The following is a 16,783-nucleotide window of genomic DNA, read 5'->3' as shown; positions in this document are numbered from 1 at the left end:
GTTTCGACTGCGCCGGAAGTGGGGCGAATTATAGGCGCACAGAATCTGCCGTCAACCTTCTTTTTCACATTTCTGTCATATAAGTCAAAAAAGCCCGGAAACGCAAAGGCCGGCCCCAAGGGGGCCGGCCTTTCACTTACCCCGCTTTACAAGCTGGGAAAAGCAAACTGCGAGGCTTCATGACTGGCCCGCTGCGGCCAACGCTGAGTGATCGCCTTGCGGCGGGTATAGAAGCGCACCCCATCCGGCCCATAGGCGTGCAAGTCGCCAAACAGCGACCGCTTCCAGCCACCAAAGCTGTGATAAGCCACGGGCACCGGCAAAGGCACGTTAACCCCCACCATGCCCACTTCGATTTCGTCACAGAACAGACGCGCCGCCTCACCGTCACGGGTGAAGATGCAGGTACCGTTGCCGTACTCATGGTCGTTGATCAACTGCATCGCAGCTTCCAGGCTAGCCACACGCACCACACACAACACCGGCCCGAAGATCTCTTCTTTATAGATACGCATCTCGGGGGTCACGCGATCAAACAGGCTGCCACCGAGGAAGAACCCTTCTTCATGCCCGGCGACGCTCAAGCCACGACCGTCAACAACCAACTCGGCTCCCGCCGACACACCCTCTTCTATATAGCCGCTGACCTTATCCCGCGCCTGCCCCGTCACCAACGGCCCCATATCCAGACCGCAAGTCGTGCCCGCACCGATCTTCAACGCCTTGACCTGCGGCACCAGCTTGGCAATCAACGCATCCGCCACCTGGTCCCCCACACACACCGCCACCGAGATCGCCATGCAGCGTTCACCGCAGGAACCATACGCCGCGCCCATCAAGGCGCTGACTGCGTTATCCAGGTCAGCGTCCGGCATCAGCACCGCGTGGTTCTTCGCGCCACCCAGTGCCTGCACGCGCTTGCCGCGCTTGGTCGCTTCGCAATAGATGTACTCGGCAATAGGCGTCGATCCTACAAAGCTCAGCGCTTTTACCTCGGGCGCCTCGATCAATGCGTCCACCGCGCCCTTGTCACCCTGCACCACGCTCAGCACGCCTTTAGGCAGACCCGCTTCTTGCAACAATTGCGCGATCAGCAACGTCGAACTCGGGTCACGCTCCGACGGTTTGAGGATGAAACAGTTACCGCACACAATCGCCAGTGGATACATCCACAACGGCACCATTGCCGGGAAGTTGAAAGGCGTAATACCCGCCACTACGCCCAGCGGCTGGAAATCCGACCAGGCATCAATGTTCGGGCCCACGTTGCGGCTGTATTCGCCCTTGAGAATCTCCGGCGCCGAGCACGCGTACTCTACGTTCTCGATCCCGCGCTTCAACTCACCGGCGGCGTCCTCCAACGTTTTGCCGTGTTCTTCGCTGATCAGCTGCGAGATACGCGCTTCGTTCTGCTCCAGCAACTGCTTGAAACGAAACATCACCTGCGCACGCTTGGCCGCAGGCGTATTACGCCAGGACGGGAACGCCGCCTTGGCCGAGTCGATCGCCTGTTGAATGGTTTCGCGACTGGCCAATGGCACCTGGTGAATGACCTGGCCGGTGGACGGGTTGTACACATCGGCACTACGACCGCTGTCATTGACCAATTCACCGTTGATCAAATGCTGGATAAGGCTCATGCAGGGCTCCTGAAAAGTTGTTCTATATAGAAGGAGAAATCAGTCGATCTTGTTCAGCACGTCACCGACCGCGTCGAACAGGCGATCCAGGTCCTGCGGCTTGCTGTTGAAGGTTGGCCCGAACTGCAGGGTGTCACCGCCAAAGCGCACGTAGAAACCGGCTTTCCACAGCGCTATGCCGGCCTCGAACGGACGCACGATGGCATCACCGTCACGCGGGGCAATCTGGATGGCTCCGGCCAGGCCGTAATTACGAATATCAATAACGTTCTTGCTGCCCTTCAAGCCATGCAGCGCATTCTCAAAGTGCGGTGCGACGTCGGCTACGCTCTGCACGAGGTTTTCCTTCTGCAGCAGGTCCAGTGCCGCAAGGCCGGCCGCGCAGGCCACCGGGTGCGCCGAGTAGGTGTAACCGTGGGGGAATTCCACTGCGTACTCAGGCGTCGCCTGGTTCATAAAGGTGTGATAGATCTCGCTGCTGGCAATCACCGCACCCATTGGAATGGCGCCGTTGGTGACTTGCTTGGCGATGCACATCAAGTCCGGGGTCACGCCAAAGCTGTCGGCGCCGAACATCGAACCGGTGCGGCCGAAACCGGTGATCACTTCGTCGAATACCAACAGGATGTTGTGTTGATCGCAAATCTCGCGCAGGCGCTTGAGGTAGCCCTGCGGCGGTACCAACACGCCTGCGGAACCGGCCATCGGCTCGACAAACACCGCAGCGATGTTCGACGCGTCATGTAATTCGATCAGCTTGAGCAGCTCATCGGCCAGCGCGATACCGCCCTGTTCCGGCATGCCACGGGAGAAGGCATTACTCGCCAGCAACGTATGCGGCAGGTGGTCAACATCCATCATTGCCTGACCAAACAGCTTACGGTTACCGTTGACGCCACCGAGACTGGTGCCGGCAATGTTCACCCCGTGATACCCACGGGCGCGGCCGATCATCTTGGTCTTGGTGGCCTGGCCCTTCAGGCGCCAATAGGCGCGCACCATCTTCACCGCGGTATCGGCGCACTCGGAGCCGGAGTCAGTGAAGAACACATGGTTGAGGTTGCCAGGGGTCAGATCGGTAATCTTTTCCGCCAGTTGAAAGGACAACGGATGACCGTATTGGAAGCCCGGAGAGTAGTCCAGGGTGCCCAACTGCCGGGCCACCGCTTCCTGGATTTCCTTGCGCGTATGCCCGGCGCCGCAGGTCCACAGGCCCGACAGCGAGTCATAGACCTTGCGCCCCTTGTCATCGGTCAACCAACTGCCTTCGGCGGCCACGATCAGACGCGGATCGCGCTGAAAGTTACGGTTGGCGGTATAAGGCATCCAGTGAGCATCCAGCTTGAGTTGGCTGGCCAGGGATGATGGGGCGTTTTCCGGCATGTTCATCAGCAAAACCTCGCAAGGCAAAAGGCAGCGTCGGGATTGAAAGAGCGTGGTTGCGGCTAAATTGCCACGGGGATAAAGTCGGTGAAATCCAACTTTTCTAACCTTCAGTCAGGACTTCACTAAACTATGAACAGCCGTCGCCCCGACCCCCTGGCCCAGGTCAGCGACTTTGATATCCGCCTGCTGCGCATCTTTCGCAGCGTGGTGGAGTGTGGTGGCTTTTCGGCTGCGGAAACCGTACTGGGGATTGGTCGCTCGGCCATCAGCCAGCAAATGAGCGACCTGGAACAACGCCTCGGGCTGAGGCTCTGTCAACGCGGCCGCGCGGGGTTCTCGCTGACGGAAGAAGGCCGCGAGGTTTATCAGTCGGCGTTGCAACTGTTGAGCGCCCTGGAAAGTTTTCGCACCGAAGTCAACGGCCTGCACCAGCACCTGCGCGGAGAGCTGATCATCGGTCTCACCGATAACCTCGTCACCCTGCCCCATATGCGCATCACCCACGCCCTGGCGCAATTGAAGGAACGTGGCCCGGATGTGCAAATTCAAATCCGCATGATCGCCCCCAGTGAAGTCGAGCAAGGTGTCCTCGACGGCCGTCTGCATGTCGGCGTGGTGCCCCAGGCCAGCGCGTTGTCCGGCCTGGAATACCAACCGCTGTACAGCGAGCGCTCGCTGCTTTATTGCGCGGTCGGTCATCCACTGTTTTATGTCGACGACAAGCAACTGGACGATGCGCGTCTCGACAGCCAGGACGCCATCGCCCCCACCTTCCGCTTGCCCGCCGAGATCCAGGCCCATTACCAGGCGCTCACGTGCACCGCCAGCGCCTCGGACCGAGAGGGCATGGCGTTCCTGATCCTCACCGGACGCTATATCGGCTATCTGCCCGACCATTACGCCGGCCTCTGGGTGCAACAAGGCCGGCTGCGCGCGCTGAAACCGGCGACACGGTTTTACGATTTGAGCCTGGCATCGGTCACGCGCAAGGGCCGTCGCCCCCATTTGGTGCTGGAAAGTTTTCTGGAAAGCCTGGCGGCAACCCGCTAACAGGGCCTCGCACAAAAAGTTGAGCAGGTGGACAGTTTTTTGCAAGGCACAAGGACCTTGAACCGTCCGCCGCGAGTTGACCCGCCATGCCACCAGAATCCTCCTGCCCCAACGACTTGCTCTACGGCCTCGATGATCGCCCCAAACCACTGCCCGCCCTGCTGGCCGCCATGCAACATGTGCTGGCCGCGTTTGTCGGTATCATCACGCCGCCCTTGATCATCGGTTCCACCCTGGGACTCACCGCGCACCTGCCCTACCTGATCAGCATGGCGCTGATGGTCTCCGGCGTCGGCACGTTCATCCAGGCGCGCAGGCCGTTCGGTATCGGCGCCGGGATGATTTGCCTGCAAGGCACCAGCTTTGCGTTCCTGGGCGCGGTGCTGTCCGCCGGTTTCCTGGTCAAGCAACGCGGCGGCAGCCCTGAGGACATCCTGGCGATGATTTTCGGCGTGTGCTTTTTCGGCGCCCTGGTGCAAATCGTGCTGAGCCGTTTTATCGGCCAACTGCGCCGGGTCATCACGCCCCTGGTGACCGGGATCGTGATTACGCTGATCGGCATCAGCCTGATAAAAGTCGGCATCACCGATCTCGGCGGCGGGTTCAACGCCGCCGACTTCGGCGCCCCCATCAACCTGGCCCTGGGCCTGTTCGTGGTGCTGACGATCATCCTGCTCAACCGCTCGAACACGCCCTGGGTACGCCTCTCGGCCATCATCATCGGCCTGGCCCTCGGCAGCCTTGCCGCCTGGTCCAGTGGCAAGCTGGTGCCCCAAGCATTGCCCGACGTGCCTCTGCTCAGCCTGCCAATGCCGTTTCGCTTTGGTTTCAACTTCGACTGGAGCGCCTTCCTGCCAATCGCGCTGATTTATCTGATCAGCAGCATCGAAACCGTCGGAGACCTCACTGCCAATTGCATGATCGCCCGCCAACCCATCAGCGGTGCGTCTTATATAAGCCGACTCAAAGGCGGCGTGCTGGGCGATGGCGTCAGTTGCATGATTGCCGCCACGTTCAGCGCCTTCCCCAATACCACCTTCGCGCAAAACAATGGTGTGATCCAACTCACCGGTGTGGCCAGCCGCTATGTCGGCTTGTACATCGGCGTGGTGTTGGTATGCCTTGGGTTGTTTCCCATGATCGGCGCGGTGTTGCAGCAAATCCCCAAACCGGTGCTGGGCGGTGCGACCCTGGTCATGTTCGGCAGCGTCGCCGCAGCCGGGGTGCGCATCCTGGCCCAGGCGCCGCTGGACCGACGCAGCATGCTGATCATCGCCACCTCCTTCGGTGTCGGCCTGGGCATCGCCGCCCAGCCCAACCTGCTGCACTTGATGCCAACCCTGGTGCAGAACCTGTTTGACTCCGCTATCACCAGCGGCGGCCTCACCGCCATTGTGCTGTGCCTGCTGTTACCCGAGGCCAAAACCGCCCACGCCGTAGCAAACCACACGCCCGAAAGCGACTCCCTGGAATCGCTTTGACGGTTTTATTGCATCAACACTTGTCTGAGGCTTGAGGGTGGGGTATCTGTGCACACGTCGCCTCCATCGATCAGCACGGAAACCTCCATGAGCCTCGAAGTTCCTGCCCACAGCAACCACGCCGGTAAACCCGCCAGCCGCATTCGGCAAAAGAACGAACAAGCGATTCTCCAGGCTGCTGAGGATGAATTCGCGCGCCATGGCTACAAGGGCACCAGCATGAACACCATCGCGGCCAGTGCCGGGCTGCCCAAAGCCAACTTGCACTATTACTTCACCAACAAACTGGGCCTGTACATTGCGGTGCTCAGCAATATCCTGGAATTGTGGGACAGCACGTTCAACGCGCTGACCGCCGAAGACGACCCGGCCGTGGCCCTCTCCCGGTACATCCGCACCAAGATGGAATTCTCGCGACGCCAGCCACAGGCCTCACGGATCTTCGCCATGGAGATCATCAGCGGCGGCGAATGCCTCACCGAATATTTCAGCCAGGACTACCGTGCCTGGTTCAGCGGCCGTGCAGCCGTGTTCCAGGCCTGGATCGATGCCGGCAAGATGGACCCCATCGACCCGGTGCACCTGATCTTCCTGCTATGGGGCAGCACCCAGCACTATGCCGACTTCGCCACGCAGATCTGCCGCGTCACCGGTCGCACCAAGCTGACCAAGCAGGATATGGAGGACGCCGGCACCAATCTGATCCATATCATTCTCAAAGGCTGCGGCATCAAGCCGGCCTCCTGAACGAAGCGACTTATGCCATTCACGCTGACAGGCTTTTGCGAATTTCGTGAAGAAATACGCAAAAGCCGCTTTATCACCCTGGCGGCGCCGATTACCAGCGCGCACGACGCCCAGGTATTTATCGAGCAGCACAGCGACCTTAACGCGACGCACAACTGCTGGGCCTGGAAACTGGCCGACCAATACCGCAGCAACGACGACGGCGAACCCGGCGGCACCGCCGGACGGCCGATCCTGGCCGCCATCGAGGCGCAGGGATTTGATCAAGTCGTCGTGCTGGTGATTCGCTGGTACGGCGGGATTCAACTGGGCACCGGTGGTCTCGCCCGTGCCTACGGCGGCGGCGCGAATAAATGCCTGCAGAATGCCGAGCGCATCGAGCTGATCAGTCGTGTACCGCTGAGGTGCGCCTGCGGCTTCTCCGAATTGAACCTGCTGAAGCTGCGCGTTGCCGAACTGGACGGGCTGGTCGTGGAAGAAACCTTCACCGCCAACGGCGTGGAGTTGCAACTGGCCCTGGGCGAAGCCCACATCGACACCTTGCAAACCCAGCTCGCCGACCTGAGCCGGGGGCGTATCCTGCTGCAACGCTGAAACTGCTACTGTTGCTCACTGCAATTCCCTGAACCGCGACTCCAAAGGAAGCTTTTCATGTCTACGTCAAAAACCGCACTGATCATCGGCGCCTCGCGCGGGCTGGGCCTCGGCCTGGTCAAGCAACTGCTCCAGGACGGCTGGGACGTGACCGCCACCGTGCGTGACCCGAACAAGGCCGACGCCCTGAAAGCCGTGGGCCCGGTGCAGATCGAAAAACTCGACATGGACGATCAGCAAGCCGTGATCGCCCTGGCGCAACGCCTCAAAGACCGTACCTTCGACTTGCTGTTCGTCAATGCCGGCGTCAAGGGCCCCGCGAACCAGGAGCCTGGCCACGCGACTCTGGCGGAAGTCGGCCAACTGTTTTTCACCAACGCCGTGGCCCCGATCAACCTGGCCCAGCGTTTTGTCGGGCAGATTCGCAAGGACACCGGGGTGCTGGCTTTCATGAGTTCGGTGCTGGGCAGCGTCACCATTCCCGACGGTTCGGACATGGCGCTGTACAAGGCCAGCAAGGCGGCGCTCAACTCCATGACCAACAGCTTTATCACCCAACTGGGCGAGCACAAGCCGACGGTGTTATCGCTGCACCCGGGCTGGGTGAAAACCGACATGGGTGGCGAAAATGCGCACATCGACGTCGAGACCAGCGTGCGTGGCCTGGTGGACCAGGTAAATGCCTACACCGGCAAAGGCGGCCATCATTTTGTGGACTACAAGGGCGACACCATCGCCTGGTAGATACACCGATTAACCTGTGGGAGGGGGCTTGCCCCCGATGGCGGTATTTCAGTCATATTTAGATTGGCTGATCCACCGCTATCGGGGGCAAGCCCCCTCCCACACTCACCGCGTCCGCTTGCCTGCACGTGGACCGACACGTAATCTAGCCACCTCGCCCTCCCCGGCGACCCTGGATCAGCAGACAGGGCAACACTGAGCTGGCAAACCTGAACCCATCATTCAGAGGAGCCGGCCAATGCCTGCGACCCGTATCTGGTTAAAAAACCCCCTCGCGATCTTCACCGCCAATGGTCTCGATGCCCGTGGCGGCCTGGTGCTGCAAGACGGCGTCATCACCGAAGTGCTGGCCCAAGGGCAAGCACCTGCACAGCCTTGTGCGCAAATGTTCGATGCCCGCGAGCATGTCGTCCTGCCCGGGCTGATCAACACGCACCACCATTTCTACCAGACCCTGACCCGCGCCTGGGCGCCGGTGGTCAACCAACCGCTGTTTCCCTGGTTGAAAACCCTGTATCCGGTCTGGGCCCGACTGACCCCGGAAAAACTGGCCCTGGCGTCGAAAGTGGCCCTCGCGGAATTGCTGCTCTCGGGTTGCACCACGGCGGCGGACCACCACTACCTGTTCCCCGACGGCCTGGAAAACGCGATTGATGTGCAGGTCGAGAGCGTGCGCGAGCTGGGTATGCGCGCCATGCTCACCCGCGGCTCCATGAGCCTGGGCGAAGCCGATGGCGGCCTGCCGCCGCAGCAAACCGTGCAACAGGGCCAAGTGATCCTCGACGACAGCCAACGCCTGATCCGTGAATACCACGAGCGCGGCGACGGCGCGCAGATCCAGATTGCCCTGGCGCCCTGTTCGCCGTTTTCCGTCACCCCCGAAATCATGCGCGCCAGTGCCGAACTGGCCACCTCGCTCGACGTGCGCTTGCACACGCATCTGGCGGAAACCCTCGACGAGGAAGACTTCTGCCTGCAGCGTTTCGGCCTGCGCACTGTGGATTATCTCGACAGCGTCGGCTGGCTCGGCCCGCGCACCTGGCTGGCCCACGGCATTCACTTCAACCCGGATGAAATCGCACGCCTGGGCGCTGCCGGCACCGGCATCTGCCATTGCCCGAGTTCGAATATGCGCCTGGCCTCCGGTATCTGCCCCACCCTCGACCTGCTCGCTGCCGGTGCCCCCATCGGCCTGGGTGTGGACGGTTCCGCTTCCAACGACGCCTCGAACATGATCCTGGAGGCGCGCCAGGCCCTGTACATCCAGCGCTTGCGTTACGGCGCGGAAAAAATCACCCCTGAAGGTGTGTTGGGCTGGGCGACCAAAGGCTCGGCGCAGTTGTTGGGCCGTACGGATATTGGAGAGTTGGCTGTAGGCAAACAGGCTGATCTGGCGCTGTTCAAACTCGATGAACTGCGCTTCTCCGGAAGCCACGATCCGATTTCAGCGCTGCTGCTATGCGGTGCCGATAGAGCGGATCGGGTGATGATTGCGGGTCAATGGCGGGTCATCGATGGACACGTGGAGGGCCTCGACCTGAAAGGCCTGATCGCCGATCACACCCAGGCAGCCCGCCAACTGATCGCCGGAACCTAAGCCGAACACAGTCCAAAATGTGGGAGGGGGCTTGCCCCCGATGGCGGTGTTTCAGTCCTCTGTAAGCTGGCTGACCCACCGCTATCGGGGTCAAGCCCCCTCCCACACTTGGTTTATAGTGCTTTTGAAATCGGCTTACAGCCCCAGCAGCGACAGCATGATAAAGGTCGCAAACAGCACGAAATGCGTCATGCCCTCGATGGCATTGGTTTCACCATCATTGAGGTTGATCGCACTGACAATCAGCGTAATAAACACCATCACCGTCTGCACCGGCGTCATCGCCATCTGGAATGGCTGACCGGTGTAAAGCGCCATGGCTTCCATCACCGGCACCGTCAGAATCACCGTCGACAGCGACGCACCCAGCGCGATGTTCACCACCGACTGCATGCGATTGGCCAAGGCGGCGCGCAGTGCCGTAAGAATTTCCGGCGCGGCGGAAATCGCCGCCACGACGATCGCGGTGATGACCGGCGGGGCGCCCGTGCCCTCCAGGCCCAGGTCGAGGGTTTTGGACATCACCTCAGCCAACGCACCAATCACTATCACACCAAACACCAGGGTGCCGATCGAGAACGCGAGGTTCACGGGCTGCGCGTGCTCTTGCTCGGTTGATTTCTTGCGGCGTTTTTCCGGGTAGCTGTAGCTGAAGAAATAACTGTGTGGACCTACCTGCATTCTCAGGAACAAGGTGTAGAGCACCACCATCGCACCGATGGTGAAGGCCGAGTAAATTTTCCAGTCGGCCTCGGGGATAAACTCCGGCACCACCATCGACACGCCCATCGCGGTGAGAATCATCACGCTGTAGGTGCGCGCTGAGTCATCGTTGTAGGACTGCTCGCCGTGCTTGATGCCGCCCATCAGCGCGGCCAGGCCGAGAATGCCGTTGATATCGAGCATTACCGCCGAATAGATGGTGTCGCGCACCAGTGTGGGTGAAGGCTCGTTGCTCATCATGATCGCCAGGATCACCACTTCCACCAGCACAGCCGCCAGGGTCAGGATCATGGTGCCGTAGGGATCACCGACCTTTTCCGCCAGTTGTTCGGCATGGTGGGCCACGCGCATCGATGCCATCACAATAAACGCAATCAAGGCGAGGCCGGCGAGCAACGCCACTATCTGCCCGCTGTGGAGCATCCAGTGTTCCAGCGGGTAGGCGGCAATGGCGGCAATCAGCGCCAGCAGCATGAATTTTTCTTGCTTGAGGGAAGTGAGCATAGGGGGCCTTTAAGTACGGCAAATCAGTCATCGTTGGGGTACAGACTGCGCCACGCCGCTAACGTTTCGTTACACCTTAGTTCACGCCGCCCTTGTGCAAATAAATCAAATACTCTCCTGCTGGTCAGGTTTTGCCGATTATTTCAGCCATGGCCTGTAGAATACCGCCATTGCACCTGATGAGATTTTAGCTATGTACGATTGGCTCAACGCCCTGCCCAAGGCCGAACTGCACCTGCACCTGGAGGGCTCGCTGGAGCCTGAGCTGCTGTTCGCCCTGGCCGAACGCAACAAGATTGCGTTGCCATGGAACGACGTCGAAACCCTGCGCAAGGCCTACGCCTTCAACAATCTGCAAGAGTTTCTCGACCTGTATTACAAGGGCGCCGATGTGCTGCGTACCTCCCAGGATTTCTACGACCTGACCTGGGCCTACCTGCTGCGCTGCAAAGCCCAGAACGTGATTCACACCGAACCCTTCTTCGACCCGCAAACCCACACCGACCGGGGTGTGCCCTTCGAAGTGGTGCTCAACGGTATCGCTGCCGCGCTCAAGGACGGCGAGCAGCAACTGGGGATTACCAGCGGCTTGATCCTCAGCTTCCTGCGTCACCTGAGCGAAGCCGAAGCCGAGAAAACCCTCGACCAGGCGCTGCCGTTCCGTGACGCGTTCGTCGCCGTGGGCCTGGACAGTTCCGAGATGGGTCACCCGCCGAGCAAGTTCCAGCGCGTGTTCGACCGTGCCCGTCACGAAGGCTTCCTGACCGTCGCCCACGCCGGCGAAGAAGGCCCGCCCGAGTACATCTGGGAAGCGATCGACCTGCTGAAAATCCAGCGCATCGACCATGGCGTGCGCGCCATCGAAGACGAGCGCCTGATGCAACGCATCATCGACGAGCAGATCCCGCTGACCGTGTGCCCACTGTCCAACACCAAGCTGTGCGTCTTCGACGACATGGCCCAGCACAACATCCTCGACATGCTCGAGCGTGGCGTGAAGGTCACGGTGAACTCGGACGACCCGGCCTACTTCGGCGGTTATGTCACCGAGAACTTCCACGCGCTGTACACCTCCCTGGGTATGACCCAGGACCAGGCCAAACGCCTGGCGCAAAACAGCCTGGATGCGCGACTGGTAAAGCCTTGACCGCTAATTACTGAATGAATGTAGGCTAAATGTGGGAGGGGGCTTGCCCCCGATTGCAGTCTGTCAGACAGACATGTATTGACTGATACACCGCTATCGGGGGCAAGCCCCCTCCCACAGGGGCTTGATATTGTCTGTCAGACTTCGGACAACTCCTCCAACGTCTTGCCCTTGGTCTCCATCCCAAACACCCACACCACCAGCGCCGCCACCGCAAAACACAACGCGCCCAAGGCAAACACCCCGCCCTGCCCGGTTATCGGAAACACCAGCCCGGTGACCAGAGGCCCCAGCAACGACCCCACGCGACCAATCGCCGACGCAAACCCGGACCCCGTTGCGCGTGCCGAGGTGGGATACAGCTCCGGCGTATAGGTGTACAACACCGCCCACATGCCAAACAGAAAGAACTGCATCAATAAGCCGGACGTAATCAGCAGCCCGACGTTGCCGCCGAACACCGCGCTCTGCCCATATAAAAACGCCATCACCCCGCCGCCCAGCAACGTCACCACGCACACCGGCTTACGTCCCCAGCGCTCGACCAGCCACGCCGCCATCAGGAAACCGGGTATCCCGCCCAGGGAAATGATCACCGTGTAATACACCGATTGCGTCACGGCAAAGCCTGACTGCTGCAGCAACGCACTCAACCACGAAGTCAGTCCGTAGAACCCGAGCAGGGCAAAGAACCACACGCTCCAGATCATCAAGGTGCGTTGACGGTACTGGGCCGACCACAACTGCTGGAAGGCCGAGAAAAACGTGCCTGGCGTACTCGCCACCCGCGACAAGGCGACAGGCTGCGGCAAGTCGGCGACCCCGAGAGAGTCGCGCACCTTTTGCTCGATGCCCAGCAGCACCTTGTCCGCCGCCTCGTGGCGCCCGGCCTGTTCCAGCCAGCGCGGCGACTCCGGAATGAAAAACCGGATCGCCAGCACACATACCGCCGGCACCGCCAGCACCAGGAAGATGTCGCGCCAACCCACCACCGGCAGCAGGAAGTAAGACAGCACCCCGGCAGCGACAAACCCCAGCGGCCAAAAACCATCCATCAACGCGATATACCGCCCGCGTCGCTTTGCCGGAATCAGCTCCGACAACATCGACTGTGCGATCGGAAACTCCATGCCCATGCCAATGCCCAGCAGGATGCGAAACAGCGTCAGGGTCTCGACCGTCTGCGCCGTGGAGCACAAGTAACTGGCAACGCCCCACAACACAATGCTCCACTGAAACACCGGCTTGCGCCCGAAGCGATCGGCGAGCATTCCGGAGAGCGAAGCGCCGACCACCATGCCGAAAAAGCTCGAACTGGCCAGCAACCCGGCCTGGGCCGTACTCAGGCCGAACTCGGCTTTGATCGAGCCCAATAGAAACGTCATCATCGCCAGGTCCATGGAGTCGAAGAAAAACGCCAGGGCAATGATGATGAAGATGATTCGGTGGTAACCACTGATGGGCAACCGTTCCAGCCGCTCTGCTGCGCTATAGCCCTGAGTTCCCATGCCCACCCCCAAAGTGTGAAAAACCCTGGCCGAGTGTGCGGCATCGTCTGCCCTGGCGATTGCTGGATGCGACCTGACCGAAACTAAGAGCGACGCTCGTGCACTGCGGCCAACCGGCTGATTTGCACAAGCCCGGCGTCGCTGACAGACAAGGCCCGGGACTCGCCGATGGCACTCACCCAGTTCGACTGCAAAAACAGCCGCAACAGCCCCGCGCCGAGCGCACCGCCGACATGCGGTTGCTGGTGGCTCCAGTCGAAACAGTCACAAACCAACGGCGACGAGAATGCCTGGATGAAAATACCCAGCTGCGCCAAATGCCGGGTGCCCTTGACCGTCACTTCTGTACGTTGTTCGTAGCGCTGGATCCACCCTGCCTGCGCCATCCGTTGGTACAGCCCGGCCGCCAGTTCACCGCCGAGGTGGTCGTGGCACACGCGGGCGCGACGCAACAGCAGCGGGGCCGGCAACGCGGGATGCTGAACATCCGGCGCAGTGCGCGCCGCACTCGCCATGGTTGTCGTCGCCAGCGCATCAATGGCGGCACTGACATCGGCTGCCGCCACGCGAAACAGCCGTTTACCCCGTCGCGCCTCGATCCGCAGCAGGCCGCTGCCGGTCAACCGCGCCAAATGGGCATTGGCCGACGCCGGCGACAGCCCGGCGAACGTCGCCAACTCCTCTGAAGATTTCGCCGAACCGTCCATCAATGCCCACAGCATTGCGGTGCGCTTGGGCTCGGCAAGCAAGCTGGCGATACGACTGATACATGGTGCCTGTTCCATCTTTCGACTCCCCGTTGAACCGTTTTTCTGCTGCGGTTGGCGCCAAAGTATAGGGGCCAAAACAGCCGGTTCCATGACGTCTTACAGCCTGGATACGGACAGCACTTGAGCGAAATGTCCTGCTTTGCTGGAGGCCATTACTTCACAGCGAATCGCTCCGACAACTGCTCCGTCAATGTCGCACAACGGGACACGAGCATTTCGCGCAGCAAGTTGACGGGCTTGCTCAACTGCGCACGGTGCGCGCACAGCAGGTTAAGCGGTGTACGCTCACCGCGCAGCTCCGGCAGGATCAAGCGCAGACGTCCGGCCACGACGTCGGTACTCACATCCAGCCAGGATTTGTAGGCAATGCCGACGCCCGCCACCGCCCAGCGGCGCACCACGTCGGCGTCGTCACTGACGCGATCGCCCGAAACCGTCAGGCTGACCTCGCGCTTGCCGTCATAGAAACGCCAATGGTCGTGTACACGGTCAGCGAGCATATAGAGCAGGCAATTGTGCTGGGCCAGTTGCTCCAGATGCCGCGGTTCGCCGTACCGGGCCAGATAACTGGGCGCCGCGCACAGCACCCGGACGTTTTCCGGGGCGATGGGCAGCGCAACCAGGCTGGAGTCCTCGGGTTCGCCATAACGCAAGGCGATGTCCACTGGCTGACGGTACAGGTCGGCAATGCGATCCCCCAGCAACAGGCGCACGCTCAGTTGCGGGTATTCACGCTGGAAATCATCCAGCCAGGGCAACAACTGATTGCGACCGAAATCCGAAGGCGCCGACAGTTGCAGCATGCCGCTGACATGGTCCTGCCCACTGGCCAGCAGGCGCCGCCCTTCATCCAATGAACTCAACGCGGCGCGGGCGTAGGTGAGAAAACCCTCACCTTCAGCGGTCAAGCGCAGACTGCGGGTGGAGCGTGCCAGCAAACGCGCGCCCAGCTGTTGTTCTATGCGCTTCAACGCAGCACTGGCCACCGCCGGGGACAGGTCCATCACCCGCGCGGCCGCCGACAGACTGCCCAGGTCCGCTGCCCGGACAAACAACTGCAAATCATCAAAGCGCAGCATCCATTTCCACCGATTATCAATTTTCTATTGAAACAGACCTATGTTTTAGCGGCTTTTATCTGCGCTGGAAATAGCCAATCATCTGGCCATCCCGTTCCCTATCGACCCGGAGTTGATATGTCCACCGCCTTTAACGTCATCGCCACGCTGATCGCCAAGCCCGGCCAACAGGCCACCCTGGAAACCCTGCTGCGCGGTCTGCTCGAACCGACGCGCCTGGAAGCCGGTTGTGAACAGTACGACCTGCACCAGGATCTGCAACATCCCGAGACTTTCTACATGCTCGAGCGCTGGAGCGACGACGCGGCCCTGGCCGACCACGACCAGAGTGCGCATATCCAGGCGTTCCGGACCAAGGCCGCCGACGTGATCGAACACTTCGAACTCAAGCGCTTGAAGTTTCTCGCCTGACCACGCCCCTTTTTTGTAGGCGCGAGCTTGCTCGCGCCTACATTGACCGCATTTACTTGGAGAAATCATGAAAGCCATCGCCTATTACACCTCCCTGCCCATCAGCGACGTGAACGCCCTGCAAGACATCGAACTGCCCGAACCCGTCGCCGGGCCGCGTGACCTGCTGGTGGAAGTCAAAGCCATCTCGGTCAACCCGGTGGACACCAAGGTGCGCCAGAACGTCGCCCCGGAAAACGGCGCCGCCAAGGTGCTCGGCTGGGACGTGGCCGGCGTGGTCAAGGCGGTCGGTAGCGAAGTGACGCTGTTCAAGGCCGGTGACAAGGTGTTCTACGCCGGCTCCCTGGTTCGCCCGGGCGGCAATAGCCAATTGCACACCGTGGATGAACGCATCGTCGGCCATATGCCCAAGAGCCTGGGCTTTGCCGAAGCCGCGGCGCTGCCGTTGACCGCCATCACCGCCTGGGAGCTGCTGTTCGAACGTTTGCAAATACGCGAGGGCAAACAGGACCAGGGCCAGAGCCTGTTGATCGTCGGCGCAGCGGGTGGCGTGGGTTCGATCCTGACCCAACTGGCCAGCCAGCTCACCGCGCTGAAAGTCATCGGCACCGCTTCGCGCCCGCAGACCCAGGAATGGGCCAAGGCTCTGGGCGCCGACTTGGTGATCGACCATAGCCAGCCGCTGAGCGAGGCGCTCAAACACGCCGGTCACCCGCAAGTGACCCACGTCGCCAGCCTGACCCAGACCGACCTTCACCTGGACCAGTTGGTAGAAGCCCTGCAGCCCCAGGGCAAGCTGGCGTTGATCGACGACCCCAAGGCGCTGGACGTGAGCTCGCTCAAGCGCAAGAGCCTGTCGCTGCACTGGGAGTTCATGTACACCCGCTCGATGTTCGAGACCCCGGACATGATCGAGCAGCACAACTTGCTCAACCGCGTGGCCGCGCTGATCGACGCCGGCACCCTGAAGACCACACTCGGCGAGCACTTCGGCGTGATCAATGCGGCGAACCTGCGCCGTGCCCACGCGCTGCTGGAAAGCGGCAAGGCCAAGGGCAAGATCGTGTTAGAGGGGTTCTAGAAAACGGCTGTCAGTGTCGTCTGTTACTTCTGTAGGTAATGGACGACACCATTAGTCCGAGAGTTGACCTTTGTCATCTCTGGGAGCGCATACGGGTTTATATTGGCCGCCTTTGCCACGATTCTTTTACGTGAGGAAGTCAGCAATGAAGATCCTGATAAAAGCGTTAGCAAAAAAATCCCAATGGGAGGTCCGCCTGGACCAGCGGTCGATTATTTTTCACACCGAAGCCGAGGCCCGTGCCTTTGTCGACACCTTGCAAGCCCGCATCCAGGCCCCCCACCGTTTTCCACTCAGCCAGCAACGCGCCGCCGGCTGATC

16 protein-coding genes are annotated in these 16,783 nt (G+C 60.8%); 10 read left to right on the top strand and 6 right to left on the bottom strand.

Annotated features, from left to right (window positions below):
• Positions 1-146 precede the first annotated feature (146 nt).
• Together CIB54_RS22700 and CIB54_RS22695 are read right to left on the bottom strand one after the other, a co-directional pair.
• Positions 147-1,640, bottom strand: coding sequence for a CoA-acylating methylmalonate-semialdehyde dehydrogenase (locus CIB54_RS22700; protein WP_101221028.1), 1,494 nt, complete (start codon positions 1,638-1,640; stop codon positions 147-149).
• 39 nt (positions 1,641-1,679) lie between these two features.
• Positions 1,680-3,029, bottom strand: a complete 1,350-nt coding sequence (locus CIB54_RS22695) for an omega-aminotransferase AptA (RefSeq protein ID WP_101221027.1) — start codon at positions 3,027-3,029, stop codon at positions 1,680-1,682.
• Between the two features lie 126 nt (positions 3,030-3,155).
• On the opposite strand from CIB54_RS22695, the gene CIB54_RS22690 reads away from it, so the two are divergent.
• The 6 genes from CIB54_RS22690 to CIB54_RS22665 all read left to right on the top strand — a co-directional run bounded on the left by CIB54_RS22690 (position 3,156) and on the right by CIB54_RS22665 (position 9,239).
• On the top strand, positions 3,156-4,076 hold the full coding sequence (locus CIB54_RS22690) for a LysR family transcriptional regulator (RefSeq protein WP_101221026.1): 921 nt from the start codon (positions 3,156-3,158) through the stop codon (positions 4,074-4,076).
• A gap of 86 nt (positions 4,077-4,162) precedes the next feature.
• Positions 4,163-5,557: a uracil-xanthine permease family protein gene (locus CIB54_RS22685; protein WP_101221025.1), complete on the top strand. Its 1,395-nt coding sequence runs from the start codon at positions 4,163-4,165 to the stop codon at positions 5,555-5,557.
• An 87-nt stretch (positions 5,558-5,644) separates the two neighbouring features.
• Positions 5,645-6,304 (top strand): TetR/AcrR family transcriptional regulator, encoded by a 660-nt coding sequence (locus CIB54_RS22680; protein ID WP_065951396.1) that lies wholly within the window; start codon positions 5,645-5,647, stop codon positions 6,302-6,304.
• A 12-nt stretch (positions 6,305-6,316) separates the two neighbouring features.
• Entirely contained in the window at positions 6,317-6,898 is a 582-nt protein-coding gene (locus tag CIB54_RS22675) for an IMPACT family protein (RefSeq protein ID WP_065951397.1), read from the top strand.
• Positions 6,899-6,955: 57 nt separating this feature from the next.
• A complete protein-coding gene (locus tag CIB54_RS22670) occupies positions 6,956-7,642 on the top strand; it encodes an SDR family oxidoreductase (RefSeq protein WP_065951398.1) in 687 nt (228 codons plus the stop codon).
• Positions 7,643-7,880: 238 nt separating this feature from the next.
• A complete protein-coding gene (locus tag CIB54_RS22665; RefSeq protein ID WP_101221024.1) occupies positions 7,881-9,239 on the top strand; it encodes an 8-oxoguanine deaminase in 1,359 nt (452 codons plus the stop codon).
• Between the two features lie 135 nt (positions 9,240-9,374).
• On the opposite strand, the gene CIB54_RS22660 is transcribed toward CIB54_RS22665, so the two are convergent.
• On the bottom strand, positions 9,375-10,466 hold the full coding sequence (locus CIB54_RS22660; protein ID WP_065951400.1) for a calcium:cation antiporter: 1,092 nt from the start codon (positions 10,464-10,466) through the stop codon (positions 9,375-9,377).
• Between the two features lie 193 nt (positions 10,467-10,659).
• On the opposite strand from CIB54_RS22660, the gene CIB54_RS22655 reads away from it, so the two are divergent.
• Positions 10,660-11,613, top strand: a complete 954-nt coding sequence (locus CIB54_RS22655) for an adenosine deaminase (protein ID WP_043051475.1) — start codon at positions 10,660-10,662, stop codon at positions 11,611-11,613.
• 137 nt (positions 11,614-11,750) lie between these two features.
• On the opposite strand, the gene CIB54_RS22650 is transcribed toward CIB54_RS22655, so the two are convergent.
• The 3 genes from CIB54_RS22650 to CIB54_RS22640 form a co-directional block, all read right to left on the bottom strand.
• On the bottom strand, positions 11,751-13,121 hold the full coding sequence (locus CIB54_RS22650) for an MFS transporter (protein ID WP_065951401.1): 1,371 nt from the start codon (positions 13,119-13,121) through the stop codon (positions 11,751-11,753).
• An 83-nt stretch (positions 13,122-13,204) separates the two neighbouring features.
• Positions 13,205-13,906: an ArsR/SmtB family transcription factor gene (locus CIB54_RS22645; RefSeq protein WP_101221023.1), complete on the bottom strand. Its 702-nt coding sequence runs from the start codon at positions 13,904-13,906 to the stop codon at positions 13,205-13,207.
• A 137-nt stretch (positions 13,907-14,043) separates the two neighbouring features.
• A complete protein-coding gene (locus CIB54_RS22640; RefSeq protein ID WP_101221022.1) occupies positions 14,044-14,970 on the bottom strand; it encodes a LysR family transcriptional regulator in 927 nt (308 codons plus the stop codon).
• A gap of 117 nt (positions 14,971-15,087) precedes the next feature.
• Between CIB54_RS22640 and CIB54_RS22635 the strand changes: the two genes are divergently transcribed.
• The 3 genes from CIB54_RS22635 (at position 15,088) to CIB54_RS27490 (ending at position 16,781) form a co-directional block, all read left to right on the top strand.
• Positions 15,088-15,381, top strand: a complete 294-nt coding sequence (locus CIB54_RS22635) for a putative quinol monooxygenase (protein ID WP_065886502.1) — start codon at positions 15,088-15,090, stop codon at positions 15,379-15,381.
• A 67-nt stretch (positions 15,382-15,448) separates the two neighbouring features.
• Positions 15,449-16,462 (top strand): zinc-binding alcohol dehydrogenase family protein, encoded by a 1,014-nt coding sequence (locus CIB54_RS22630; protein WP_101221021.1) that lies wholly within the window; start codon positions 15,449-15,451, stop codon positions 16,460-16,462.
• Positions 16,463-16,607: 145 nt separating this feature from the next.
• Positions 16,608-16,781 carry a hypothetical protein gene (locus CIB54_RS27490; RefSeq protein ID WP_164485079.1) on the top strand — a complete coding sequence of 58 codons (174 nt, stop codon included), beginning with the start codon at positions 16,608-16,610 and terminating at the stop codon, positions 16,779-16,781.
• Positions 16,782-16,783: the final 2 nt, after the last annotated feature.

The organism is Pseudomonas fluorescens (assembly GCF_002837185.1).
Classification (GTDB): Bacteria; Pseudomonadota; Gammaproteobacteria; order Pseudomonadales; family Pseudomonadaceae; genus Aquipseudomonas; species Aquipseudomonas fluorescens_AM.
This window is presented reverse-complemented; position numbering and strand designations above follow the sequence as displayed.